Annotated in this window: 19 protein-coding genes; 12 read left to right on the top strand and 7 right to left on the bottom strand. The window is 61.8% G+C overall.

Annotated features, from left to right (window positions below; genetic code table 11):
* The 7 genes from plsY to rpmG all read left to right on the top strand — a co-directional run bounded on the left by plsY (nt 1) and on the right by rpmG (nt 9,259).
* Nucleotides 1-621 carry a glycerol-3-phosphate 1-O-acyltransferase PlsY gene (gene plsY, locus AMC88_RS08420; protein WP_012483461.1) on the top strand — a complete coding sequence of 207 codons (621 nt, stop codon included), beginning with the start codon at nt 1-3 and terminating at the stop codon, nt 619-621.
* Nucleotides 621-1,763 carry a DNA-processing protein DprA gene (gene dprA / locus AMC88_RS08415; RefSeq protein ID WP_012483460.1) on the top strand — a complete coding sequence of 381 codons (1,143 nt, stop codon included), beginning with the start codon at nt 621-623 and terminating at the stop codon, nt 1,761-1,763. Before plsY ends, dprA begins: the two co-directional genes overlap by 1 nt.
* Before the next feature lie 249 nt (nt 1,764-2,012).
* Nucleotides 2,013-4,667, top strand: coding sequence for a type I DNA topoisomerase (gene topA, locus AMC88_RS08410; protein ID WP_012483459.1), 2,655 nt, complete (start codon nt 2,013-2,015; stop codon nt 4,665-4,667).
* A 1-nt stretch (nt 4,668) separates the two neighbouring features.
* Complete coding sequence (rnr, locus tag AMC88_RS08405; protein ID WP_041683608.1) at nt 4,669-7,041, top strand: ribonuclease R; 2,373 nt, start codon at nt 4,669-4,671, stop codon at nt 7,039-7,041.
* A gap of 63 nt (nt 7,042-7,104) precedes the next feature.
* The gene (locus AMC88_RS08400; RefSeq protein ID WP_012483457.1) at nt 7,105-7,557 is read left to right on the top strand and encodes a DUF983 domain-containing protein; all 453 of its coding nucleotides are present in this window, start codon (nt 7,105-7,107) and stop codon (nt 7,555-7,557) included.
* A 256-nt stretch (nt 7,558-7,813) separates the two neighbouring features.
* Nucleotides 7,814-8,998 (top strand): MFS transporter, encoded by a 1,185-nt coding sequence (locus AMC88_RS08395; protein ID WP_012483456.1) that lies wholly within the window; start codon nt 7,814-7,816, stop codon nt 8,996-8,998.
* 93 nt (nt 8,999-9,091) lie between these two features.
* The gene (gene rpmG, locus AMC88_RS08390) at nt 9,092-9,259 is read left to right on the top strand and encodes a 50S ribosomal protein L33 (protein ID WP_003587245.1); all 168 of its coding nucleotides are present in this window, start codon (nt 9,092-9,094) and stop codon (nt 9,257-9,259) included.
* 749 nt (nt 9,260-10,008) lie between these two features.
* On the opposite strand, the gene AMC88_RS08385 is transcribed toward rpmG, so the two are convergent.
* Both AMC88_RS08385 and AMC88_RS08380 read right to left on the bottom strand, forming a co-directional pair.
* On the bottom strand, nt 10,009-11,382 hold the full coding sequence (locus tag AMC88_RS08385) for a PleD family two-component system response regulator (RefSeq protein ID WP_004668451.1): 1,374 nt from the start codon (nt 11,380-11,382) through the stop codon (nt 10,009-10,011).
* 18 nt (nt 11,383-11,400) lie between these two features.
* Nucleotides 11,401-11,772 (bottom strand): response regulator, encoded by a 372-nt coding sequence (locus tag AMC88_RS08380; protein ID WP_003547430.1) that lies wholly within the window; start codon nt 11,770-11,772, stop codon nt 11,401-11,403.
* Nucleotides 11,773-11,905: 133 nt separating this feature from the next.
* On the opposite strand from AMC88_RS08380, the gene AMC88_RS08375 reads away from it, so the two are divergent.
* Both AMC88_RS08375 and AMC88_RS08370 read left to right on the top strand, forming a co-directional pair.
* Complete coding sequence (locus AMC88_RS08375; RefSeq protein ID WP_012483455.1) at nt 11,906-12,214, top strand: DUF3572 domain-containing protein; 309 nt, start codon at nt 11,906-11,908, stop codon at nt 12,212-12,214.
* Nucleotides 12,211-12,885 carry a hypothetical protein gene (locus AMC88_RS08370; RefSeq protein WP_064825091.1) on the top strand — a complete coding sequence of 225 codons (675 nt, stop codon included), beginning with the start codon at nt 12,211-12,213 and terminating at the stop codon, nt 12,883-12,885. Before AMC88_RS08375 ends, AMC88_RS08370 begins: the two co-directional genes overlap by 4 nt.
* On the opposite strand, the gene AMC88_RS08365 is transcribed toward AMC88_RS08370, so the two are convergent.
* Nucleotides 12,860-13,447 (bottom strand): GNAT family N-acetyltransferase, encoded by a 588-nt coding sequence (locus tag AMC88_RS08365; protein ID WP_010022559.1) that lies wholly within the window; start codon nt 13,445-13,447, stop codon nt 12,860-12,862. The genes AMC88_RS08370 and AMC88_RS08365 overlap by 26 nt on opposite strands.
* A gap of 76 nt (nt 13,448-13,523) precedes the next feature.
* On the opposite strand from AMC88_RS08365, the gene AMC88_RS08360 reads away from it, so the two are divergent.
* Complete coding sequence (locus AMC88_RS08360) at nt 13,524-14,816, top strand: DNA polymerase IV (protein WP_012483452.1); 1,293 nt, start codon at nt 13,524-13,526, stop codon at nt 14,814-14,816.
* A gap of 195 nt (nt 14,817-15,011) precedes the next feature.
* Complete coding sequence (locus tag AMC88_RS08355; RefSeq protein WP_064829925.1) at nt 15,012-16,268, top strand: L,D-transpeptidase family protein; 1,257 nt, start codon at nt 15,012-15,014, stop codon at nt 16,266-16,268.
* A gap of 126 nt (nt 16,269-16,394) precedes the next feature.
* Here the strand turns inward: AMC88_RS08355 and dnaE are convergent, their stop codons facing one another.
* On the bottom strand, nt 16,395-19,892 hold the full coding sequence (dnaE, locus tag AMC88_RS08350; RefSeq protein WP_012483450.1) for a DNA polymerase III subunit alpha: 3,498 nt from the start codon (nt 19,890-19,892) through the stop codon (nt 16,395-16,397).
* Between the two features lie 486 nt (nt 19,893-20,378).
* On the opposite strand from dnaE, the gene AMC88_RS08345 reads away from it, so the two are divergent.
* Nucleotides 20,379-20,843, top strand: coding sequence for a DUF5680 domain-containing protein (locus tag AMC88_RS08345; protein WP_012483449.1), 465 nt, complete (start codon nt 20,379-20,381; stop codon nt 20,841-20,843).
* A 94-nt stretch (nt 20,844-20,937) separates the two neighbouring features.
* On the opposite strand, the gene AMC88_RS08340 is transcribed toward AMC88_RS08345, so the two are convergent.
* Genes AMC88_RS08340 through proS form a run of 3 tightly spaced genes read right to left on the bottom strand, consistent with a single transcriptional unit; the run spans nt 20,938 to nt 24,278 of the window.
* Nucleotides 20,938-21,621 (bottom strand): ABC transporter ATP-binding protein, encoded by a 684-nt coding sequence (locus AMC88_RS08340; protein WP_012483448.1) that lies wholly within the window; start codon nt 21,619-21,621, stop codon nt 20,938-20,940.
* Nucleotides 21,622-21,635: 14 nt separating this feature from the next.
* Nucleotides 21,636-22,940: a lipoprotein-releasing ABC transporter permease subunit gene (locus tag AMC88_RS08335; RefSeq protein ID WP_041683605.1), complete on the bottom strand. Its 1,305-nt coding sequence runs from the start codon at nt 22,938-22,940 to the stop codon at nt 21,636-21,638.
* 15 nt (nt 22,941-22,955) lie between these two features.
* Nucleotides 22,956-24,278 (bottom strand): proline--tRNA ligase, encoded by a 1,323-nt coding sequence (proS, locus tag AMC88_RS08330; RefSeq protein WP_012483446.1) that lies wholly within the window; start codon nt 24,276-24,278, stop codon nt 22,956-22,958.
* Nucleotides 24,279-24,830: the final 552 nt, after the last annotated feature.

Here is a 24,830-nt window from a genome sequence, read left to right as displayed (position 1 = left end):
ATGTTATCCAATCTCATGTCATGGCACATCACGCTGCCGATCGCACTTGCCGCCGCCGTCATCGGCTATCTCTTCGGCTCCATTCCTTTCGGCCTCATTCTGACGCGCGCGGCCGGCCTCGGCGATGTGCGCAGCATCGGCTCCGGCAATATCGGCGCCACCAATGTTCTCAGAACGGGAAACCGGAAGCTTGCGGCAGCGACGCTGCTGCTCGATGCGCTGAAGGCATCGGCCGCGGCCTGGATCGTCGGTTATTTCCTCGGAGAGGAAGCGGCGATCATCGCCGGCTTCTTCGCCTTCATCGGCCATCTCTTCCCGGTCTGGATCGGCTTCAAGGGTGGCAAAGGTGTCGCCACCTATATCGGCACCCTTCTCGGTGTCGCCCCGATTATGGTCGTGCTCTTCGCCGCCGTCTGGCTGGCGGTCGCCTTCACCACCCGCTACTCCTCGCTGTCGGCGCTCGTCGCCATGCTTGTCATCCCGGTCGCCCTGCTGATCCTTGGCAATGAAAAGGTTGCGGCCGTCATGGCGATCATGACTGTCATCTCCTACTGGAAGCACAAGGCCAATATCTCCCGGCTGATGGGCGGAACGGAAACCAAGATCGGGGCGAAGGGATAATGGACGCGCCGCGCGCGGGACCAAAAGGCACGGTGCTGAGCGAAAGGCAGAGGATTGCCTGGCTGCGCCTGATCCGTTCCGACAATGTCGGCCCTGCGACCTTTCGCGATCTCATCAATCATTTCGGTTCGGCCGAAGCCGCGCTCGCGGCGCTGCCTGAGCTTTCGGCGCGCGGCGGCGCGACGCGGGCAATCCGCATTGCCAGCGAGGCCGAGGCGCATCGGGAACTGGAGGCGGCGCATCGTTTCGGCGCCCGCTTCGTCGGCATCGGCGAGCCGGATTATCCGCAGGCGCTCAAACAGATCGACGGCGCGCCGCCGCTGCTGGCCGTCAGAGGTGCGCTTGCCGCCGCCAAGCGGCCGGCTGTCGGCATCGTCGGTTCGCGCAACGCCTCGATCGCCGGCGCCAAATTCGCGGCCATGGTGGCGCGCGACTGCGGCCGGGCGGGTTATTCGGTGGTTTCCGGCCTGGCGCGCGGCATCGACACGGCAGCCCACCGGGCAAGCCTCGAGACCGGCACGATCGCGGCCCTTGCCGGCGGCCTCGACAGGCCCTACCCGCCGGAGAATCTCGGCCTTATCGAGGAGATCGCCGGCGGCAACGGCCTAGCGGTGAGCGAAATGCCCTTCGGTTGGGAGCCGCGCGCCCGCGATTTTCCGCGCCGGAACCGGCTGATAGCCGGCATCGCGCTCGGGCTCGTGGTCGTCGAAGCGGCGACGCGCTCGGGCTCACTGATCACCGCACGCCTTGCCGGCGAGTTCGGCCGCCTGGTGTTTGCCGTGCCCGGCTCGCCGCTCGATCCGCGCTGTCATGGCACCAACGGCCTGCTGAAGGATGGCGCTTCGATCGTTACCGAACCTGCCGATGTTATCGAGGCGCTGGCGCCGCTGGCGCAATTCGAGCTGTTCCCCTCGTCGATGGCCGAGGAACCAACGCGTGGCGGCGGGGCAATGACGATGCCGCCCGGCGATACGGATCGCAACCGCATCATCGATGCGCTCGGGCCGACGCCGGTCGAGATCGACGATATTATCCGCCACACTGGCCTTTCGGCATCGGCCGTCTATCTCATTCTTCTGGAACTCGACATATCAGGCCGGCTGCACCGGCATCAGGGCGGCCTCGTTTCGCTTTCCGACTGAGCTTTGCGCGATATAAGAGAGCCGCCGCGGGAACTGCAGGAGCCGCGTGTCGAATTCAACGGGCTCGCCATTTAAAGTTGTATTCAGCGCACGATCTTCTCTCGATTGCACCGTACACAAGAACTAAAATTGTAGCAAACCCCTTGACCGCAGCGATTTCCCTGTCCATGTCGGAGGGCCAGTATCCAAGTTGCGCTGCGTGTTACGCTGGCTTCCACGCCGGCGCGGTATCTTTTTTAGAGAATCATCATGAATGTTGTAGTGGTGGAATCGCCTGCCAAGGCCAAGACGATCAACAAGTATCTGGGTTCGGGATACAAAGTGCTCGCCTCCTTCGGACATGTGCGCGATCTGCCTGCCAAGGATGGCTCGGTCCTCCCCGATCAGGATTTCGAAATGCTCTGGGAGGTCGACGGAGCCTCGGCCAAGCGGATGAAGGATATTGCCGACGCGGTGAAATCCTCTGACGGCCTGTTTCTGGCGACCGACCCGGATCGGGAAGGCGAAGCGATTTCCTGGCACGTTCTCGACATGTTGAACAAGAAGCGGGTGCTGAACGGCAAATCCGTCAAGCGCGTGGTCTTCAACGCGATCACCAAGAAGGCGGTGCTCGATGCGATGGCCGATCCGCGCGACATCGACGTGCCGCTGGTCGACGCTTATCTGGCGCGCCGCGCGCTCGACTATCTCGTCGGCTTCAATCTTTCGCCGGTCCTGTGGCGCAAGCTGCCCGGCGCGCGTTCGGCCGGACGCGTCCAGTCGGTGGCGCTTCGTCTGGTCTGCGACCGTGAATCCGAGATCGAGCGCTTCATTTCGGAAGAATATTGGAACCTCTCGGCGCTTCTGAAGACGCCGCGCGGCGACGAGTTCGAGGCAAGACTGGTTTCGGCGAACGGCAAACGGCTGCCGCCGCGCGCCATCGGCAATGGCGAGGATGCCGGCCGCCTGAAAGCATTGCTCGAAGGCGCGAGCTATATCGTCGACACGGTCGAGGCGAAGCCGGTCAAGCGCAACCCGGGACCGCCGTTTACGACCTCGACACTGCAGCAGGCCGCCTCCTCCAATCTTGGCTTCTCCGCGTCGCGCACCATGCAGATCGCCCAGAAGCTCTATGAAGGCGTCGATATCGGCGGCGAGACGGTCGGTCTCATCACCTATATGCGAACCGACGGCGTGCAGATGGCGCCCGAGGCGATCGACGCAGCGCGGCGCGCCATCCTCGACCAGTTCGGCGAACGCTACCTGCCTGAAAAGGCACGCTTCTATTCGACCAAGGCGAAAAACGCCCAGGAGGCGCACGAGGCGATCCGTCCCACCGATTTCTACCGCTCGCCCGATCGTCTGCGCAAGTTCCTCGACGCCGACCAGATCCGGCTCTACGAGCTGATCTGGAAGCGCGGCATCGCCAGCCAGATGGCGTCCGCCGAAATCGAGCGCACGACGGCTGAAATCACCGCCGACAACAAGGGCGAGAAGGCCGGCCTGCGCGCAGTCGGCTCGGTCATCCGCTTCGACGGCTTCATCGCCGCCTATACCGACCAAAAGGAGGACGGCGAGCAGAGCGACGACGGCGACGAGGATGGCCGTCTGCCGGAGATCAATGCGCGCGAGACGCTCGCCAAGCAGAAGATCAATTCGACGCAGCATTTCACAGAACCGCCGCCGCGTTATTCCGAAGCCTCGCTGATCAAGAAGATGGAAGAGCTCGGCATCGGTAGGCCCTCCACCTATGCGGCGACGCTGGCGACGCTGCGCGACCGCGACTATGTGACGATCGACAAGCGCAAGCTGATCCCGCAGGCCAAGGGCCGGCTGGTGACCGCCTTCCTCGAGAGCTTCTTCACCAAATATGTCGAATACGACTTCACGGCCGACCTCGAGGAAAAGCTCGACCGGATTTCGGCCGGCGAGTTGAACTGGAAGCAGGTGCTGCGCGATTTCTGGAAGGATTTTTTCGCGCAGATCGAGGACACCAAGGAATTGCGCGTCACCAACGTGCTCGATTCGCTGAACGAGGCGCTGGCGCCACTGGTCTTCCCGAAGCGCGAAGATGGCAGCGACCCCAGGATCTGCCAGGTCTGCGGCACAGGCAACCTGTCGCTGAAGCTCGGCAAATACGGCGCCTTCGTCGGCTGCTCGAATTATCCGGAATGCAACTACACCCGTCAGCTCTCCTCCGAAAACGGCGGAGAAGCGGAAGGGGTCGCCCTCAACGAGCCGAAGAACCTCGGCACCGATCCGACGACCGGCGAAGAGTTGACGCTGCGCTCGGGCCGCTTCGGCCCCTATATCCAGCGCGGCGACGGCAAGGAGGCCAAACGCGCTTCGCTGCCGAAAGGCTGGAAGCCGGAGGATATCGATTATGAAAAGGCGATGGCGCTGATTTCGCTGCCGCGCGATATCGGCAAACATCCCGAAACCGGCAAGATGATTTCATCGGGCATCGGCCGCTATGGGCCGTTCCTTCTGCATGACGGTTCCTACGCCAATCTGGAAACCGTCGAGGACGTGTTCTCGGTCGGCCTCAACCGCGCCGTGACCGTCATCGCCGAAAAGGCGAACAAGGCGCCGGGCCGAGGTGCCCGCGGCACGCCGGCGGCACTGAAGACGCTCGGCGATCATCCCGACGGCGGCGCCATCACCGTTCGCGACGGCAAATACGGCCCCTATGTCAACTGGGGCAAGGTCAACGCGACCCTGCCGAAGGGCAAGGATCCGCAGGCGATCACTGTCGAGGAGGCGCTGGCGCTGATCACGGAGAAGGCCGGCAAGGCGCCCGTCGGAAAGCCGGCCAGGGCGAAAGCCAAACCGAAGGCAGCTGCGGCTGAAGCCAAGGCCACCAAGACGGCCGCGAAGCCGAAGACAACGAAGGCGAAGGCGCCGGCGAAAGCGAAAAAGGGCTGAAGTGAGCAGGACACCGCGCGAGAGAACGAACCTCATGGGCAAACGCCCCGGCAAGATCGGCCGCGCCGGCAAGGATGCTCCCGCCGTCGAACCGTTGAACATCGTCCACGGCGCGCTGCCTTCGCGCGAGGTGATCCTGCGCTTCATCGCCGATCATCCGCAGAAGGCCTCGAAACGTGAGCTTGCCAAGGCTTTCGGGCTGAAGGGAGACAGCCGCGTCGAGCTCAAGCATCTGCTGCAGGAGCTCGAACAGGAAGGCATGCTGCAGAAGAGCCGCAAGTCGCTCATCCGTCCCGGCGCCCTTCCGCCCGTCACCGTTCTCGATATCACCACCCGCGACAAGGACGGCGATCTGATCGGCCGGCCGGCGGAATGGCCTGAAGATCAGGGCGTGGCCCCTGCCGTCGCTATCCGCCAGCAATCGCCGGCAGGCCGCCAGGGCAAGGGCAAGGCACCCGTTGCCGGCCTCGGCGACCGTATCCTGGCAAAAATCTTCCCGGCCGTCGATCGCGGCGGGCCGGCCTATACGGCGCGGATCATCAAGGTGATCGACAGGCGCCGCGGCGCCTCGATGGGGGTTTTCCGCACCGCGCCCGGCGGCGGCGGCCGGCTGCTGCCGATCGAGCGGCGCCGCGAGGAGATGGTGATCGATCCCGACTTCACCGGCGGCGCTGCGGATGGCGACCTGGTTGAGATCGAAATCGCCCGGCCCGGCCGCTTCGGCCTGCCGCGCGCCAAGGTCCTGTCCGTTGTCGGCTCGGTCGGCTCGGAAAAGGCGATCTCGATGATCGCCATCCATGCCCATGGCATCCCGCATGTCTTTCCGCCGGCCGTCATGGCCGAGGCGGAGGCGGCAAAACCGGCGACGATGTCGCATCGTGAGGACTGGCGCGACGTGCCGTTGATCACCATCGATCCGGCCGACGCCAAGGATCATGACGACGCTGTCTATGCCGAGCTCGACCCCTCCCCCGACAATCCCGGCGGCGTCATCGTCACCGTCGCGATCGCCGACGTCTCCTGGTATGTCAGGCCGAATTCGCCGCTCGACCGCGAAGCGCTGAAACGCGGCAACTCCGTCTATTTCCCGGATCGGGTCGTGCCGATGCTGCCGGAGCGCATCTCCAATGATCTCTGCTCGCTGAAGGAAGGCGTCGACCGCCCGGCGCTCGCCGTGCGCATGAGCTTCTCCGGTGAAGGCCGCAAGATCGGCCATACCTTTCATCGCATCATGATGAAGAGCGCCGCCAAGCTTTCCTACCAGCAGGCGCAGGCGGCGATCGACGGCAATCCCGACGACAAGACCGGACCGATGCTGGAGCCGATCCTGAAGCCGCTCTGGCACGCCTATGAGGTGATGAAACGCGGCCGAGACCGGCGTCAGCCGTTGGAACTCGACATGCCGGAGCGCAAGATCCTGCTGAAGCCCGACGGCACGGTCGATCGTGTCTTCGTGCCGCCGCGGCTCGATGCGCATAAGCTGATCGAGGAAATGATGATCCAGGCGAACGTCGCCGCCGCCGAGACGCTGGAAAAGAAGCGCCAGGCCTTGGTCTACCGCATCCACGACGGCCCGACGCTTGCCAAGCAGGAAGTGCTGCGCGAGTTCCTGGCGACCCTCGGTATATCGCTTGCCAAAGGCGGCAATGTGCGCGCCAACAGCTTCAACGGCATTCTAGCCAAGGCGGAAGGCACGGCGCACCAGACCATGGTCAATGAAATGGTGCTGCGCTCGCAGAGCCAGGCGATCTACAGTCCGGAGAATATCGGCCATTTCGGCCTCAACCTGATGAAGTACGCCCACTTCACCTCGCCGATTCGCCGCTACGCCGATCTCATCGTGCATCGCGCGCTCGTCGGCTCGCTCGGCTTCGGCGAAGGCGGCATCACGCCCGACGAAGAAGCCGCTCTCGACGATATCGCCGCCGAGATTTCGACCTTCGAGCGCCGGGCGATGGCGGCCGAGCGCGAGACCATCGACCGGCTGATCGCCCATCACCTCAGCACCCGCGTCGGCGAGGAATTTGCCGGCCGTGTTTCGGGGGTGACGAAATCCGGGCTTTTTATCGCGCTGCCGGACTACGGCGCCGATGGTTTCATTCCTATATCGACGCTCGGCAGCGACTATTTCATCTATGACGAGGCGCATCAGGCGCTCTCCGGTGAACGCACGGGGCTCGGCTATCGCCTCGGCGACAGCGTCACCGTGAAGCTTGCCGAAGCGATTCCGCTTGCCGGCGCGCTGCGTTTCGAAATGCTGAGTGAGGGGCGCGAGATGCCGACGGCGGTGCGCTCCTTCCACAAGGCCGGCCGCCGCGACAGAGGCCAGGTCCGCAAGAAACCCGGTACGAGGCCGCCGCGCGGGCGGCGTTAATGAACCTCACGGCATCAAGCCTGATTCAGGAGCCCCGCGCTTCGGGCTGAAAAGGAACATGCGATGGGCACACAGACCGATCCCACCGTCCGCTATGGGGACACACCCGGGGTCGAACGCCCGCTCCGGCGCTCGATCCTGCGCGGGCTGATGAATCGCTGTCCGGCCTGCGGCGATGGCAAGCTCTTTCGCGCTTTCCTGAAACCGGTCGATCATTGCGCCGCCTGCGGCGAGGCGATGCACCATCACCGCGCGGACGACCTGCCGCCCTATATCGTCATACTCGTCCTCGGCCACATCCTCGTCGGCGGTTACATGCTGACCGATATGACCTTCGTTCTGCCGGTATGGGTTCATCTCGCCATCTGGGCGCCGATCACCGTCATCACCGCGCTTGCCTCGATCCAGCCGATCAAAGGCGGCGTCATCGGCCTGCAATGGGCGCTGCGCATGCACGGTTTCGGCGGGGAGAGCGACGGCCCTGATGATTACGACCTTCCCCGACGGCCGGATTGAACGCCTTCACCTTCCAGACATATTTAGCGTGTAGTGGCTGCCCTCCACCGACCACCACCGACACGCGGGCGTCGTCGATCCTCAACGACTTGACATGGTAAGCTTTTCTTGTCTGAACAGGCTTTACATTCCGCAGGCGGTCACTCACATCGGAAATACTGCGAAACGCTGCTCGTCACCGGGATTTGGCACGTCCGTGTCTTTCTATGTGAAGCGACCGGCCGATTCGCTCGCGAAGCTTTCTAAGGATGGATAAATGTCTCAGCCGAGAACCGGCACACCGGGCGATGTCGAAGAAATCCATTGGCCTTCTCTGGTGGCAGCCATCTCGTCGATATCAGCCGTCGGTATCGCAATCGGTCTCGGACTTCCGCTGCTCAGCATCATCCTCGAAAAACGCGGCATCTCATCCACGCTGATCGGGCTCAATACGGCGATGGCGGGCATTGCGGCGATGGCCGCCGCGCCTGTTACCACCAAACTCGCCCATAAATACGGTGTTGCGCCGACAATGCTCTGGGCTGTGCTGATCTCGGCGCTGAGCGCACTCGGCTTCTATTATGCCGAGGATTTCTGGATGTGGTTTCCGCTGCGTTTCGCCTTCCATGGCGCAACGACGACGCTGTTCATCCTCTCCGAATTCTGGATCAATGCCGCCTCGCCGCCATCCAAGCGCGGCTTCGTTCTCGGCATTTATGCGACCGTGCTTTCGCTGGGCTTTGCCGCCGGGCCGCTGCTCTTTTCGCTGCTTGGCAGCGACGGCATCTTGCCTTTCCTGGTTGGTGCCGGCGCCATCCTGCTTGCCGCCATTCCGATCTTCATCGCCCGCTACGAGAGCCCGATCCTGGAAGAAAAGCCGGAGCTGCATTTCATGCGCTACGTTTTCCTGGTTCCGACGGCGACGGCGGCCGTCTTCATCTTCGGCGCCGTGGAAGCCGGCGGACTGTCGCTTTTCCCGATCTTTGCCGTGCGCGCCCATTTTACCGAATCGCAGGCCGCTCTTCTGCTCACCATGATGGGCGTCGGCAACGTCATCTTTCAGATCCCGCTCGGCCTGCTTTCCGACCGCATCCCCGACAAGCGGCCGCTTCTGGCTGGCATGGCACTGATGGGCTTCGTCGGCTCGATGATGCTGCCGGTGCTGGTCGACAACTGGCTGCTGATGGCCGGGCTCCTGCTGTTCTGGGGCGGCTGCGTCTCCGGCCTTTATACGGTCGGCCTTGCCCATCTCGGCTCGCGTCTGACGGGTTCCGATCTGGCGGCGGCCAATGCCGCTTTCGTCTTCTGTTATGCGATGGGGACCGTGGCCGGGCCGCAGGCGATCGGTGCAGCGATCGATGTCGCCGGAAATAACGGTTTTGCCTGGGCGATCGCCGCCTTCTTCGGCTTCTACGCCCTACTTTCCGGCATCAGATTGATGTTCATTCGAAAACGGACTTGACTTTTCGGGCGGGATTCGTAGTTTCGCGCCAGAATTTGCCGTGGAGCCTTATCCGGCTTCCACGGCTTTCATTTTCTTAAAGGCAGGACGACCATGGCCAAGGCTACAACAATCAAGATCAAGCTGCTGTCGACAGCCGACACCGGTTTCTTCTACGTCACGACGAAGAACAGCCGTACGATGACGGACAAGATGACGAAGACGAAGTATGACCCGATTGCTAAGAAGCATGTCGAGTTCAAGGAAACCAAGATCAAGTAATCACTTGGCCTCAGGATTTCAAAAAAGCGCGCGCCCTCGGGTTGCGCGTTTTTTATTGCCCGGAACGATGGTGCTTGAGAAATGTTAGCGCAAACAAGAAACGCCGCCCTTCCATCTTCGGGAAGTGACGGCGTTTTCCTGAAAGGGGGTCGGCCAGCATGCAAAACGGCACGAGGAACCGTTATGACTTGCCTACCAGCCGACCGACCCCACGACCCAGGAGATGCGGCGGACCTGAGCATCATGGGGTATCGGACAGCTCCTCTACGGGAGCGCTTCTGTTATGAGCCGATAATTTGCGCAGAAATGAAAGAAAATCAACAAATTCTTAATGATGAATTTTGTGAGCTTGATTCTATGGTTAAAAGTCCAGTTTTGACACACACAAAGATTTGAAGCCTGTGCTTGCCTCCAAAGCCTAGTACGAAAAGCCCAGAAGAAATTCGACACTATAACTTAATAACTTAAGCCGCCCCTTCCCTTACGTAAGGTGACGTCGCCGCCCTCTATTTGACCCTCTTGTCAGCAGACATTCTTTTATAGTCCCCATTTCATTCCGAGCGCCGCCCGGCATTCCAGAAACTGTCGCACGCCACCATTATCCACAGCAACGCCTAGAGTCCATTTTTGGGCTATCGGGTTGCAAATTTTTCGGCGCGCGTCGCAGGGGCGAAGGTTACAAATCGGTAATAATTCGCTTACGGCAGTGGAAAACTCGCAAATCGCCGTAAAGCACGCCGCGTGATTCGTCAGGCGGCCGCAGCAACCACGCGATTGCGACCGGTATTCTTGGCCTCGTAGAGCGCAAGATCGGCCTGCTTCATCAGCTGGTCCGGTGTCAGTACCGAGCCCATCCGTGAGGCGATGCCGAAGGAAGCGGTGACATTGAGCGCTTGTCCGGCGTGCTTCAGCATGAAGGGGGCGCTCTCGACCGCGGCGCGCAAGCGCTCGGCGACAGCCGCGGCCACTTCCGGCGACGTGTCCGGCATGGCGACGACGAACTCCTCCCCGCCGTAGCGGCAGGCGAGATCGGCGCCGCGGATGGTCGAACGAACGCGGTTTGCGAATTCGCGCAGCACTTCGTCACCACCGTCATGGCCGTAGGTGTCGTTCACCTGCTTGAAACGGTCGATATCGGTGATCAGCACCGACAGCGGACGGCCCCGCGCCATCGAGCGATTGAAGAGCACGTTCAGGTGATTGTCGAGATAACGCCTGTTGTAAAGTCCGGTCAGCGGGTCGGTCACGGCAAGCTCGATCGTCTGCTTGACGCTGGCGCGCAGACGATCGTTGTAGCGCTTGCGACGAATCTGCGTCAGGCTGCGGGCAACCAGCTCGTTCGGGTCGACCGGACGGACGATGTAATCGTTGACGCCGAGATCGAGGGCGCGCACAACCATCTCGTCAGCCCCCTGCTCGGTGATGATCAGGATTGGCAGGAAGCGTGTGCGCTCCAGCGATCGCAATTGCGAGCAGAGGCGAAGCGGATCGTAGTCGTCGAAATTGGCGTTGACGATGACGAGATCGAAGGCGTGTTCGGCGGCTTCGAAGAGGGCTGCCTGCGGATCGGACAGGGCAAGCACATCGGCGACGGGCTTCAGCGCCCTGACGATGCGTTCCTGCGAATTGGCGCGGCCATCGACCAGCAACACCTGGCCGGCTTCGTCGGCGCGGCCCTCGCCTGTCCGCATGAGATCGCCCATGCCCATCGTATGGGCGGTGTCGGCGCGGATGCGCAGCTCATCGCTCAAGGTTTTCAGCCGCAGCAGGCTCTTTACCCGTGAGATCAGCTGCAGATCATTGACCGGCTTGGTGAGGAAATCGTCGGCGCCGGCCTTCAGGCCGCGCACGCGGTCGGCCGGCTGGTCGAGCGCGGTGACCATGACGACGGGGATATGGGCGGTCTTCTGGCTGGCCTTCAGCCGCTCGCAGACCTCGAAACCATCGATACCGGGCATCATGATGTCGAGAAGAATCAGATCGACCTGGTTGCGCTCGCAGATCGCCAGCGCCTCGTGGCCATCGGCGGCGGTCATCACGTCGAAATACTCCGCGAGCAGCCGCGCTTCAAGCAGCTTCACGTTGGCCGGAATATCGTCAACCACCAGTATTCGCGCAGTCATAAACGTCTTTCCGATGCGTCAGGCATCGCCCAGATAGGTCTTGATCGTCTCGATGAATTTCGGAACCGAGATCGGCTTGGAAACATAGGCCTCGCAGCCGCCCTGGCGGATCCGCTCCTCGTCACCCTTCATCGCGAAAGCTGTGACGGCGATGACGGGAATCACGTGCAGCTCGTCGTCCTCCTTCAGCCATTTGGTGACTTCGAGGCCGGAGACTTCGGGAAGCTGGATATCCATCAGGATGAGGTCGGGGCGATGCTTGCGCGCCAGATCGAGCGCCTCCATGCCGTTTCTCGTCTGGATTGTGGTATAGCCGGACGCCTCGATGAGGTCGCGAAAGAGCTTCATGTTGAGCTCGTTATCTTCTACAATCATCACCTGTTTGGGCATGACAAGCTGTCCCTACGTCCGTTCGCGCAGCGGTTCGTCCCATGAGAAAGGTACATGCGGATGAAGAGCTCCGTGAAACCGATAGCGCACGCTAGCGGTATTTGGTTGAAGAAAAGGTAACTTACCCCTCGAAATGCAAAGCAACTTCAAGACTTCGAAACAACTGGCGGCCGACCCGCACGAGACGGCGATTGCCGTGCTCGGCTGGCTTGCCGACGATCCCGACATGTTCGGCTGCTTCCTGGCGCTCACCGGCGTCGCGCCCGGCCAGGTGCGCAATGCCGTCAACGACCCGGGCTTCCTCTCCGGCATGATGGATTTCCTGATGAACCACGAGCCGACGGCGATGGCCTTCTGCGCGGCGAGCGGCCTCAGCCCGGAGACGGTGACCGCCGCCTGGCGGCATTTCTCCTCGCCGGGTCCCGATTCAGGGGAATACTGAGCGTGGCCGAGCTCGATATTTCGCATATCCGCCTCGGCGAGCGGCCGCTGGTCGTCTGTGACGTCGACGATGTCGTGCTGCAGTTCATCGACCCCTTCCAGCTTTTTCTTCAAAGCCTGGGAAATGAGCTCCTGCCGCGATCGTTCCGGCTGAACGGCAACATCGTCTCGACAGCGGACGGTGCGGAGATCGAGAGCCAACAGGTCAGCCGGCTGATCGAAGAGTTTTTCGAAGCGCAGGAACTGTGGCAGACGCCGGTCGACCACGTCGTCGAAACGCTCGACCGGCTTTCGCAGGAGGCCGACATCCTTTTCCTGACGGCGATGCCGCCTCGGTTCCAGGATCAGCGCCGCCGCCTGCTGGACAGCGCCGGGCTGCTCTTTCCCCTGCTTGCCAGCGAACAGCCCAAGGGTCCGATCGTCCACGCGCTGCATGCCAGCCGCTCCTTTCCCGTCGCCTTCATAGATGATATGGCGCACAATCTGCATTCCGTCAGGGACCACGTGGCCGATTGCCTGCTCATTCACCTGATGCCGGACTCACCGGTCCATCGTTTCGCGCCGGCAGCGGCCGACGACATCACCCGCGCCATCGACTGGGCGCATGCGGCGGAGCTTATCGAGGCGCATTTCGTCGCCGGCTCGCTCAGTCGCGCAATTCCAGCCGCATGAGCGGCCGCCCGTCCTTGCGTCTTGCCACAGTCTCGAACCCCGCCGCATCAAAGATCGCCGTCGAGCCGATGCACAGCGTCACGGATTTCGACTGCTTCACGTGATCGATCGGACAGGCTTCGATGAGGCGTGCGCCCTGGTGCCTGGCGTGATCGATCGCGCCGGCGAGCAGCCGATGGCTCATTCCCTTGCCGCGCAGCCTGGGCAGCAAGAAGAAGCAGCTGACGGCCCAGATCGACGGATCCTGCGCATCGCCCTCTTCCAGCGGCCGCGACACGGTGCGCGGCGAATTGAACTGCGGCACGTCGTGGCGCGGCCCGACCTGCACCCAGGCGACCGGCTCGCCACCGGCATAACAGAGGATGCCCGGCGGCGGCCCTGCCTCGATCCGCCCCTGCATATGCGCCTTGCGCTCGTCGGCCGCCATCTTCATCCTCACCGCATGCGGCAGACGCAGCGCCACACACCAGCAATTGTAGAAAGCGCCCTGCGGCCCGAACAGGGTTTCGAAGTCGCCCCAGCGTTCCGCCGTCACCGGCTCGAAACGAAGATCGTTATCCAAAGGCAAAGCTCCCAGCCTCTCTTGAGACTCGTCAGCTTAAAGCGTAGTGTCGCGACGTTCAACCTTTGTTCTCACCATGACGCCTGCGCCCGACAAGACACCCGGCTTCTGTCGCGACTGCCTTGCCGAGCAGAAGGGCGAGGTGCGCCGTTGCATAGCCTGCGGCAGTCCGCGTCTGGTGCGCCATCGCGAGCTCTATGCACTGACGCTTGCGCATATCGATTGCGACGCCTTCTACGCGGCTGTCGAGAAGCGTGACAATCCCGACCTTGCCGACAAGCCGGTGATCATCGGCGGCGGCAAACGCGGCGTCGTCTCCACCGCCTGCTATATCGCCCGTATCCACGGGGTGCGCTCGGCAATGCCGATGTTCAAGGCGCTGGAGGCATGCCCTCAGGCCGTCGTCATCCGTCCTGACATGGAGAAATATGTCCGGGTCGGGCGCCAGGTACGGGCGCTGATGCAGGACCTGACGCCGCTGGTGCAGCCGCTGTCGATCGACGAGGCCTTTCTGGAACTTGGCGGCACCGAGCGGCTGCATCACGACGCGCCGGCGCGCACCCTCGCCAAGTTCGCCCGCCGTGTCGAAAGGGAGATCGGCATCACCGTCTCGGTCGGACTTTCCTATTGCAAATTCCTCGCCAAGGTCGCCTCCGACCTGCAGAAGCCACGCGGCTTTTCCGTCATCGGCCGCGAAGAAGCGGTCGAATTCCTGGCGCCGCGTCCGGTCACCACGATCTGGGGTGTCGGCAAGGCCCTTGCCGCAACGCTAGAGGCGGATGGCATCCGCACCATCAGCCAGTTGCAGCGGATGGAGGAGAATGACCTGATGCGCCGCTACGGCAGCATAGGCCAGCGGCTCGCCCGCCTGTCGCGCGGCATCGACGATCGCGCGGTGCATCTCAACGATGCCGCCAAGAGCGTCTCGGCCGAGACGACCTTCTTCGACGACATCTCGCGCTACGACGATCTGGTGCCGATCCTGCGCAATCTCTCCGAAAAGGTCTCCTGGCGCCTGAAGAAAGGCGACATTGCCGGCTACACCGTCGTACTGAAGATGAAGAGCGCCGACTTCAAGACGCGCACCCGCAACCGCAAGCTCGAGGACCCGACGCAGCTGGCCGACAGGATCTTCCGGATCGGGCTCGAGCTGCTCGAAAAAGAGACGGACGGCACGAAATTTCGGCTGATCGGCATCGGCGTCACCGATCTCGGCGATGCCGCCCGCGCCGATCCACCCGATCTGATCGACCGGCAATCGGGCCGGCGGGCGGCGGCCGAAGCGGCGATGGACAAGCTGCGCGACAAGTTCGGCAAGAACACGGTCGAGACCGGCTACACCTTCGGCAGCAACAAACGCGATCACTAAAGCGTGTCGCGATCTTTCAGATTCGCTTCTCACGCTTTAGGTCTTTGTTTTTGCGCATGTCTTTACCGCAAAACCGCGCACACTTTTGCGAGACATGCTCTGACACGTGAAGCGGGCAACCGGCTCAGCCTATAAAATCTTCCTTAAACTTCGTCCCATAATGTGCCGGACCAGTATTGCGTATGGTTGGGTATCATGGTCTCGCGTTTCGTCTTCGGCCTCGGCTTGCTGTCGGCCACCGCACTCGTGCACCCTGCTTTTGCCGCGGATGTGCGCACGCTGCAGATCTTCGTTTCGAAGAACAAGCAGTCGCTTGCGGTCTATGACGGCACCGAGGTCGTGGCGACCTCGAAGGTCTCGACCGGCAAGGACGGGCACACGACGCCGAGCGGCATTTTCTCGGTGCTCGAAAAGCAGAAATACCACGAATCCAATCTCTACTCGGCCGCCCCGATGCCCTTCATGCAAAGACTGACCTGGTCTGGCATCGCCCTGCATGAATCGAATTCCGTGCCGCGTTATCCGGCCTCGCACGGCTGCGTGCGCATGCCCGGCGCCTTTGCGAAAATGCTCTATGGGATGACCGAGCCGGGCATCCCCGTCATCATCAGCGACGGCGAACTGGTGCCGCAGCCGATCGACCATCCGACCCTCTTCCACCCGGATGCGCCGGCGGCAATGCCGCTGCTTTCGGATGTCGAATTGCGGCCCTCCATGCCCGACAATCTCGCGGCGCCGGTGCAGGTGGCGATGAACGATACCGCCGCCATGCCGATGCCGATGGTGCAGCCGGTTGCAACGCATGAAGCCGAGCCGCCGTCAGAGCCGATCAGCATGCTCATCACGCGCCGCACGCTACGCGAGACGGTGATAGACATCCAGACCCTGCTCAACGCACTCGGCTTTTCCGCCGGAGATCCGGACGGATTGCTCGGCCCGTCCACCGTTGAGGCGATCAGGGCTTTCAAGACGCTGCGGCCGGCGGAATTTGCCGGCGACAAAAGCCTGGTCTCCGATACATTGCTCAAAGCGCTCTATGCCGCAGCCGGCAAAGGGGAACCGCCGAACGGCGTCATCATGGTGCGAAAGGCGTTCAAGCCGGTGTTCGAGGCGCCGGTGACGATCGCCGATCCGGGGCTGGCGCTCGGCACGCATTTCTTAACCCTGCACGCGGTCGACGAAACGGCCGGCACGGCGGACTGGCTCGGCATTACGCTCGAAAACAATCTCTCTCGCGAGACGATGAAGCGGCTCGGGATCAGCAATCAGGAAAGCTCGATCGTCACCGGCAAGCCGATCGCCCATTCGCTGAGCCGGATTACCATCCCCGACGAGACCCGCCGCAAAATCGACGCGCTGATCGCGCCCGGCTCGACGCTGACGATCTCCGATACCGGCCTCGGCCGGGAGACCGGCGAAGGCACGGATTTCATCACCATTACCCGCGGCTGACGGCCATCAGCCCAGGTGTGGTCTATCACCCTGGGTGAGGTCCATAACTCTCGGTGAGGTGCACACCCGGCGATCCACATCGCCTCCGGGGCGATCGGTTTCACCCCCGGGCGTTCGGCTTCGCCATTAAACCAACTCGACGTCGACGACGCCGGGGGCAGCGCGTAGAGCGGCGGCGATTTCCGGGGTGATGCGGTATTTCTCCGGCAGCGCCACTTCGACCTCGCGCTTGCCCTCTTCCTTGATGACGATGAAGGAAACCAGGCCGTCGCCCTTGGCGTTCAGGTGGCCGGCGACCATTTTCAGCGGCCCGGAATCTCTGATATAGACGCGCAGCGCCTTCTGCATCTGCAGCGACTTTTCCTCCAGCGACTGGATCGTCTGGATGCGCAGACCGATGCCCTCGGGCCGCTCCTCGCCGGTCGCGGTCAGCAGGAAGGATTTTCCGGACTCCAGCATGTCGCGGTATTGGTTGAGCATTTCCGAAAACAGCACGGCCTCGAACTGGCCCGACGAATCCGAAAAGACGATGATGCCCATCTTGTTGCCGGTGCGGGTCTTGCGCTCCTGCTTGGAGATGACGGTGCCGGCAAGACGCGCATTGGACGCGCCCTGTTTGATCGCTGCGGAAAACTCGGCAAAGGTCTGCACCCGCATCTTCTGCAAGATATTGTTGTAGGAATCGAGCGGATGGGCGGTGAGATAGAAACCCAGCACCTGGAATTCCTTGAGCAGCCGCTCCGAGGCAAGCCAGGGCGAAAACGGCGGCAGGGCAATCTTTTCAGGCCCCGAGGTCAGGGTGCTGCCGAAAATATCCGACTGGCCGCTCAGCTTGTTTTCCTGCGCCCGCTGGGCATAGCCGAGGATGCGGTCGAGCCCGGCGGAAAGCTGGGCGCGGTCGGTGCCGAAGCAATCGAAGGCGCCGGCATAGATCAGGCTTTCCAGCACGCGGCGGTTCACCTGGCGCGGATCGATGCGCAGGCAGAAATCCTCGATACCAGCGAACGGCGTATCGCCGCGCACCTCGACGATATGGTCGACTGCGGATTCGCCGACGCCCTTGAGAGCGGCGAGCGCATAATAGATGCGGTTGTCGCCGGTCTCGAACTGGCGGAAGGAGGTCTGCACCGACGGGGCGATCACCTCGATGCCGAGGCGCTTGGCGTCCTGGCGGAAGTCGTTGACCTTTTCCGTGTTGGACATGTCGAGCGTCATCGAGGCGGCGAGGAATTCCACCGGATAATGCGCCTTCATATAGGCCGTCTGGTAGGAGACGATGGCATAGGCGGCGGCATGCGACTTGTTGAAGCCGTAATTGGCGAACTTCGCCAGCAGTTCGAAGATATTGTCGGCTTGCGGCTTCGATACACCGTTCTTGACGGCGCCATCGACGAAGCGTTCGCGCTGCTGGTCCATCTCCGCCTTGATCTTCTTACCCATGGCGCGGCGCAAAAGATCGGCTTCTCCGAGCGAATAGCCGGACAGGACCTGGGCGATCTGCATCACCTGCTCCTGATAGACGATGACGCCCTGGGTTTCCTTGAGCAGGTGGTCGATCATCGGATGGATCGATTCCAGCTCTTCGTCACCGTGCTTGCGGGCATTGTAGGTCGGGATGTTCTCCATCGGGCCCGGACGATAGAGCGCCACCAGGGCGATGATGTCCTCGATGCAGTCCGGCTTCATGCCGATCAGCGCCTTGCGCATGCCGGCACTTTCCACCTGGAACACGCCGACCGTCTCGCCGCGTGACAGCATCTCGTAGGTCTTCTTGTCGTCCAGGGGAATGGCCGCCAGGTCGACACTGATGCCGCGCTTGGCGACGAAATCGACGGCGACCTTCAGCACGGTCAGCGTCTTCAGGCCGAGGAAGTCGAATTTGACGAGGCCCGCCTGCTCCACCCATTTCATGTTGAACTGAGTGACCGGCATGTCCGAGCGCGGATCGCGATACATCGGCACCAGCTTCGACAGCGGACGGTCACCGATGACGATACCGGCGGCATGGGTCGAGGCATGGCGGTAAAGCCCCTCGATCTTCTGGGCGATATCGAGCAGGCGCGCGACCACCGGCTCCTTGGCCGCTTCCTCCTGCAGCTTCGGCTCCTCCTCGATCGCCTTGGAGAGCGGCGTCGGATTGGCCGGATTGTTCGGCACAAGTTTGCAGATCTTGTCGACCTGGCCGTAGGGCATTTCCAGCACGCGGCCGACGTCGCGGAGTGCTGCGCGCGCCTGCAGCGAACCGAAGGTGATGATCTGGGCCACCTGTTCGCGGCCGTATTTGGCCTGGACGTAACGGATCACCTCTTCGCGGCGGTCCTGGCAGAAGTCGATGTCGAAGTCCGGCATCGAGACGCGTTCCGGATTGAGGAAGCGCTCGAACAGCAGCGAAAACCGCAAGGGATCGACGTCGGTGATCGTCAGCGCATAGGCGACCAGCGAACCGGCGCCCGAACCACGGCCGGGACCAACCGGAATGTCATGCTGCTTGGCCCATTTGATGAAGTCGGCAACGATCAGGAAGTAGCCGGGAAAGCGCATGCGTTCGATGACGCTGAGCTCGAATTCGAGCCGCTCGCGATAATCCTTTTCCTCGTAACCCGGCGACATGCCGAGGGTCGAAAGCCGCCTGTCCAGCCCTTCGACCGCCTGGCGGCGCAATTCACCCGCCTCGGCGCGTTCGGCCTCCTCGGCGTCGTCGGTCGCACCCGTGAAGCGCGGCAGGATCGGTTTCCGCGTCTTCAGCACGAAGGAGCAGCGCCTGGCGATCTCGATCGTATTCTCAAGCGCTTCCGGCAGGTCGGCGAAGAGCTTGGCCATCTCGGCGCGGCTCTTCAGATAATGATCCGGCGTCAGACGAAAGCGGCTGTCGTCGGAGACGATGGCATTATGAGCAACCGCCATCAGCGCATCATGGGCGTCGTAATCGTCGCGTGTCGGAAAGAAAGCCTCGTTGGTGGCGACCAGCGGCAGGTCGTGGGCATAGGCGAGCCCGACGATCTTCTGCTCGTGCGGCTTGTCGTAGGTGCCATGACGCTGCAGTTCGACATAGAGCCGGTCGCCGAAGAGACGCTTCAGCATCAGCAGCCGCGCTTCGGCTTGGGCGGTATGGCCCTCCCTGATCGCCGCGTCGACCGGCCCTGTCAGGGCGCCGGTCAAGGCGATCAGCCCTTCCGTGCCGGCCTCCTCCAGCCAGGAGGCCCTGATATGAATGGCCTGGTTGCTGTCGCCGCCGAGATAGGCGCGGCTGACGAGATCGACCAGCCTTTCGTAACCGGCCTCCGTTGCGGCGAGAAGGACGATCGACGGCAGCTTGACCAACGCCTGCTGGCCGCCGCGTTTTTCGGTCTCCAGCCCGTCTTCCATGTCGATCGAGACCTGGCAGCCAATGATCGGCTGCAGCCCATCGTCCATTGCCTTCTGCGAGAATTCGAGGGCGACGAACAGATTGTTGGTGTCGGTAATCGCGATGGCCGGCTGATTGTCGCCGGCCGCCTTGTAGAGAATCTTCTTCAGCGGCAGCGCGCCTTCGAGAAGCGAGTAGGCGGAATGGACCCTCAGGTGAATGAAGCCCGGCGTGCCGCCGATCGCCTCACCCGTCGAACCCTTTACCGTATCCGCCATGACATGCCTTCCCAATCACCGAATGAATCGGACGCATTGTCGGCATGGAGGGCGATGATGTCCAGAAGAAGTCCAGCATCCGAACCACATGATGACCATGCAGTCCCCTGAAAACTTTAGATGGCGATGACGATGAGTGAGAAGCTGGCAACGAACATTGCGATGGAGGTGAATGCTGCGATATCACGGATCATGTCAGTCATCTGGCTCTCCTTTACTCGTTATGTTTTCAATTTGTTCGATCTATGTTCTGATGTCAACAGGAATCTTTTCCTCCCTGCTTGCGTTTGAAAAACAACCCGGCGATGCAACGATTCGGTGAAGGCTTCGGCGACGGGCTTGGGGTGCCGAGCCGCGGCCTCGAAAACCCGTCATGCCGCAAAGAACGTGGAGACGTTCCGCCATGACAAAGGCTCCCCGCATTTGTTCTGTTTATGTTCCGCTCGTCCTGCTATATCCCTGCTGACGAGTCAGGAGGAGGATCCTATGCCCGAGACTGCGATGCTGAACGAATTCGTCGTCGAAGCCAAAGCTGCCAGTTATGTCGGCGGCGGCGTGCCGCGTCCGCCCTGCCGGCCGGGGTCTCACGATATCGGCTATGAGCGCGGCGACTGGCGCTATCTCGACAGCTATTTCGGCGGCACCGACTTTGCCGGACAGGAGGTGGTGTGGTTTGCCGACGAGCCGATCTGGGCGATGAATTATTTCGGCTGGGTCATTGCGCCCGATCTCATCGATGCCAGCGCAGCGGGCACAGTGATCAAGGCGGGGCTTTCTGCCATGTATCGGCAGGGTCGGTTTCTCGGCGGAATGGAATTCGACCATCCGTTCGGTCGCTATATCGATCGCAGCGAAGGCGGCTGCGAACGGTTCAGCGGTCACGAATGCATCCTGGTCGACGGGCGAAAGGCTTACGCGCTCGACTATCGCGGTGGTCTGATCATCCCCTGACGGAGCCGGAAGCGGGTCGATTCCAACCCGTCGATTGATGGGTCCGCTCTTTGTCTTTATCCGGCAACCGCTGCGCACATCCGGGCGACATGCATCAGAAATCGACGACCTTGCCGTCCGAAATCGTTACGCGCCGATCCATGCGGCGGGCGAGTTCGTGGTTGTGGGTGGCGATAAGGGCGGCGAGGCCGGACTGGCGCACCAACGCCTCCAGCGCGTCAAAGACGTAGCTTGCGGTGTCCGGATCGAGATTGCCGGTCGGCTCATCGGCCAGAAGCAGGGTCGGCGCGTTGGCGACGGCGCGGGCGATCGCAACGCGCTGCTGCTCGCCGCCGGATAGTTCGGCCGGGCGATGCGAGCCGCGATGGCCGATGCGCATGTAATCGAGAAGCTGGCCGGCGCGCTCGCTGGCCTCCTTCCAGGACAGCCCGGCGATCAGCTGCGGCATCATGATATTCTCAAGGGCGGAAAATTCCGGCAGCAGGTGGTGGAACTGGTAGACGAAGCCGATTTCGCGGCGACGGATCGCCGTCCGCTTGCCGTCGGGAAGACCGTCACAGGCATGGCCGTTGATCGTGACTTCCCCGCCATCGGGATGCTCAAGCAGACCGGCGACATGCAGCAGCGTCGATTTGCCGGTGCCGGAGGGGGCAACAAGGGCCACGATCTCGCCTTTCGACAGCGAGAAATCCGCGCCTTTCAGGATCGAGAGCAGCGTATCGCCCTGCCCGTAATGGCGCTCGACGCCGGTAAGCTTGAGAACGACGTTGCGTTTCATGAAGGCGGCATTCCTTATTCGTAGCGCAGGGCCTGCACCGGATCGAGCCTGGAGGCGCGCCAGGCCGGGAAGATGGTCGCGATGAAGGAGAGCGTCAGTGCCATGACGACGATCGAGATCGTTTCGCTGAGATCCATCTCCGCCGGCAGCTGGCTGAGGAAATAGACCTGCGGATTGAAGATTATTTCACCCGAGATCCACGAGAAAAACTGACGAATGGATTCGATGTTGACGCAGACGAGCACGCCGAGCAGCACGCCGGCAATGGTGCCGACGATACCGATGGCCGCCCCGGTCATGAAGAAGATGCGCATGATCGCGCCGGCACTGGCGCCCATGGTGCGCAGGATGGCGATATCGCTGCCCTTGTCCTTCACCAGCATGATGAGGCCGGAGATGATGTTCAGCGCCGCCACCAGCACGATCAGCGTCAGGATCATGAACATGACGTTGCGCTCGACCTGCAGCGCCGAAAAGAAGGTCTGGTTGCGCTGGCGCCAGTCGGTCAGGTTGATCTGGCGGCCTGCCGCCTCCTCGACCTTGGATCTCAGCGCGTCGATATCGTCGGGGTGATCGACGAAGAGCTCGATCGACTGCACCAGTCCCTCGGCATTGAAAAAGAGCTGCGATTCCTCCAGCGGCATGAAGATGATCGAGGAATCATATTCCGACATTCCGATCTCGAAGAGGCCGGAAATCTTGTAGGATTTGACGCGTGGGCTGACGCCCATCGGCGTAATGTCACCGTCCGGCGACGTCAGGGTGATGAGGTCGCCGACGCTCAGGCCGAGCTGGTTGGCCATGCCGGTACCGATCAGCACGCCCTGGCCGGAGGCAAAACCGACCATGTCGCCGGATTTGATGTTGCCGGAGATCGTCTTGAGCTTGGTCAGGTCCTCGGCGCGGGCGCCGCGCACCAGCGCGCCGGTGCTACCGCCGGCCTGGGCGGAAGCGAGCACCTGGCCTTCCACCAAAGGCAGCGCCATCTTCACTCCCGGTACGGCAGCCAGCCGGCTGGTAAGGTCGGTATAATCGGTGAACGGGCCATCGGACGGCTGGACGATCATATGGCCGTTGATGCCGAGGATGCGCGAGACGAGCTCGGTGCGGAAGCCGTTCATGACCGCCATGACGATGATCAGCGTCGCAACGCCGAGCATGATGCCGACGAAGGAGAATCCGGCGATGACCGAGATGAAGGCTTCCTTGCGCCGGGCGCGCAGATAGCGCCAAGCGACGAGACGTTCGAAGGTGGAAAATGGCTTGCCAGCCGGACCCAAGCCGGATGTTGAACTCCGGTCCACTGCTGCCTCTGCCATTTCGCCTCCGTTTTCTTAAGCCACGAACCTGTTGATCGCCGCTTCGATGGTCATCGTTTCGCGGGCGCCGGTCTTGCGGTCCTTCACTTCGACCTCGCCGTTGGCGACCGCGCGCGGGCCGGCGATGATCTGGACGGGCACGCCGATCAGGTCGGCGGTCGCGAACTTCGTGCCGGCCCGGTCGTCGGTGTCGTCGTAGAGCACGTCCTTGCCGGCCTTGGTCAGCGCCGCATAGATCAGCTCGCAAGTATCGTCGCAGGCCTGATCGCCCGCCTTCATGTTGATCACCACGACATCGAAGGGCGCGACCGAGGCCGGCCAAATGATTCCGTTGTCGTCATGCGATGCTTCGATGATGGCGGGAACAAGGCGTGTCGGGCCGATACCGTAAGAACCCATGTGAACGAAGTGTTCCTTGCCATCGGGCCCCTGCACTTTCGCGCCCATCGGCTCGGAATATTTCGTGCCGAAATAGAAGATATGGCCGGCCTCGATGCCGCGCGCCGAAAGACGTTCGCCTTCCGGAACGGCGTTGAAAGCCGCCTCGTCGTGCATTTCCGAGGTCGCTGCATAGAGCGAGGTCCACTTGTCGAAGATCGCCTGCAGACCCTCGACGCTGTCGAAATCGGTGCTCTCACCGGGAATATCGAAGTCAACGAAGTCCTTGTGGCAGAACACCTCGGATTCGCCAGTATCGGCGAGGATGATGAATTCATGGCTGAGATTGCCGCCGATCGGGCCGGTGTCGGCGCGCATCGGAATGGCGCGCAGGCCGAGCCGATCGAAGGTTCTGAGATAGGCGGCGAACATCTTATTATAGGAATGCTCCGCCCCTTCGCGCGTCAGATCGAAGGAATAGGCATCCTTCATCATGAATTCGCGCGAGCGCATGGTGCCAAAGCGCGGACGGATCTCGTCGCGGAACTTCAACTGGATGTGATAGAGATTGAGTGGCAGGTCCTTGTAGGACTTGACCGAGGAACGGAAGATATCCGTCACCATCTCCTCATTGGTGGGGCCATAGAGCATCGGCCGTTCCTGACGGTCCTTGATGCGCAGCATCTCCTTGCCGTAGGCGTCGTAACGGCCGCTTTCCTGCCAGAGTTCGGCCGATTGCAGGGTCGGCATCGAAAGCTCGATGGCGCCGGCGCGGTTCTGCTCCTCGCGGATAATGGCGTTGACCTTGTCGAGCACGCGTTTGCCGAGCGGCAGCCAGGAATAGATGCCCTGCGACTGCTGGCGGATCATGCCGGCACGCAGCATCAACCGGTGGGAGACGATTTCCGCCTCCTTGGGGTTTTCCTTGAGGATGGGCATGAAATAGCGGGACAGACGCATGGCGGATTCCGGAGCAGTTGAGATCCCGTGGAGCACGGAATCGAAGGTACATTGTGAATGTGAGAGCGTTCATAGCCGCTTCGCGGCGGGAAGGAAACCCGCAACTGCTGTCGCCTGCCTCCTGGATACGCATGTTCCCGCCCGCAAAATGAAAGGGCATGAAAAAGTGCGTGTTTATAAGGACTTGAACGAAAATCTTGTCAACAGAAATATTTTGCTAGAGTGTAGCAAAAATGCAAAAAAAGCTAATGACAAAGCCCAATGTTTGAGCTAGCTTTAGCTCACAAAACAGGCAGGAAGCTAAATTCTTGCCGAATTCGCGGTCAAGTCTTGGGAGGATCAGATCTTAGGCGCGCTCGTCGCAGCCCCGGCAACGGTTACAGATCACGCGATACTTAAAACAAGGCTTTTAGCCTTGTTTTTTTTTGACTTTTCGGCTTCCCATCCCATTCACGATCCGGCTGGCTTGCGTAACGGAAGCCTCTCATTCCGTTAGGCGAGTTCTGCCGCAACAGCATGACGCCGGCATGACGAAGCTGAATATCCCTTTGA

The organism is Rhizobium phaseoli (genome assembly GCF_001664385.1).
GTDB lineage: Bacteria > Pseudomonadota > Alphaproteobacteria > Rhizobiales > Rhizobiaceae > Rhizobium > Rhizobium phaseoli.
This window is presented reverse-complemented; position numbering and strand designations above follow the sequence as displayed.

Bases quoted from the DNA above. Each gene is read 5' to 3' on its own strand.
- plsY (WP_012483461.1), top strand. From the start codon at position 1: ATGTTATCCAATCTCATGTCATGGCACATCACGCTGCCGATCGCACTT.
- dprA (WP_012483460.1), top strand. From the start codon at position 621: ATGGACGCGCCGCGCGCGGGACCAAAAGGCACGGTGCTGAGCGAAAGG.
- topA (WP_012483459.1), top strand. From the start codon at position 2,013: ATGAATGTTGTAGTGGTGGAATCGCCTGCCAAGGCCAAGACGATCAAC.
- AMC88_RS08400 (WP_012483457.1), top strand. From the start codon at position 7,105: ATGGGCACACAGACCGATCCCACCGTCCGCTATGGGGACACACCCGGG.
- AMC88_RS08395 (WP_012483456.1), top strand. From the start codon at position 7,814: ATGTCTCAGCCGAGAACCGGCACACCGGGCGATGTCGAAGAAATCCAT.
- rpmG (WP_003587245.1), top strand. From the start codon at position 9,092: ATGGCCAAGGCTACAACAATCAAGATCAAGCTGCTGTCGACAGCCGAC.
- AMC88_RS08385 (WP_004668451.1), bottom strand. From the start codon at position 11,382: ATGACTGCGCGAATACTGGTGGTTGACGATATTCCGGCCAACGTGAAG.
- AMC88_RS08380 (WP_003547430.1), bottom strand. From the start codon at position 11,772: ATGCCCAAACAGGTGATGATTGTAGAAGATAACGAGCTCAACATGAAG.
- AMC88_RS08375 (WP_012483455.1), top strand. From the start codon at position 11,906: ATGCAAAGCAACTTCAAGACTTCGAAACAACTGGCGGCCGACCCGCAC.
- AMC88_RS08360 (WP_012483452.1), top strand. From the start codon at position 13,524: ATGACGCCTGCGCCCGACAAGACACCCGGCTTCTGTCGCGACTGCCTT.
- AMC88_RS08355 (WP_064829925.1), top strand. From the start codon at position 15,012: ATGGTCTCGCGTTTCGTCTTCGGCCTCGGCTTGCTGTCGGCCACCGCA.
- dnaE (WP_012483450.1), bottom strand. From the start codon at position 19,892: ATGGCGGATACGGTAAAGGGTTCGACGGGTGAGGCGATCGGCGGCACG.
- AMC88_RS08345 (WP_012483449.1), top strand. From the start codon at position 20,379: ATGCCCGAGACTGCGATGCTGAACGAATTCGTCGTCGAAGCCAAAGCT.
- AMC88_RS08340 (WP_012483448.1), bottom strand. From the start codon at position 21,621: ATGAAACGCAACGTCGTTCTCAAGCTTACCGGCGTCGAGCGCCATTAC.
- AMC88_RS08335 (WP_041683605.1), bottom strand. From the start codon at position 22,940: ATGGCAGAGGCAGCAGTGGACCGGAGTTCAACATCCGGCTTGGGTCCG.
- proS (WP_012483446.1), bottom strand. From the start codon at position 24,278: ATGCGTCTGTCCCGCTATTTCATGCCCATCCTCAAGGAAAACCCCAAG.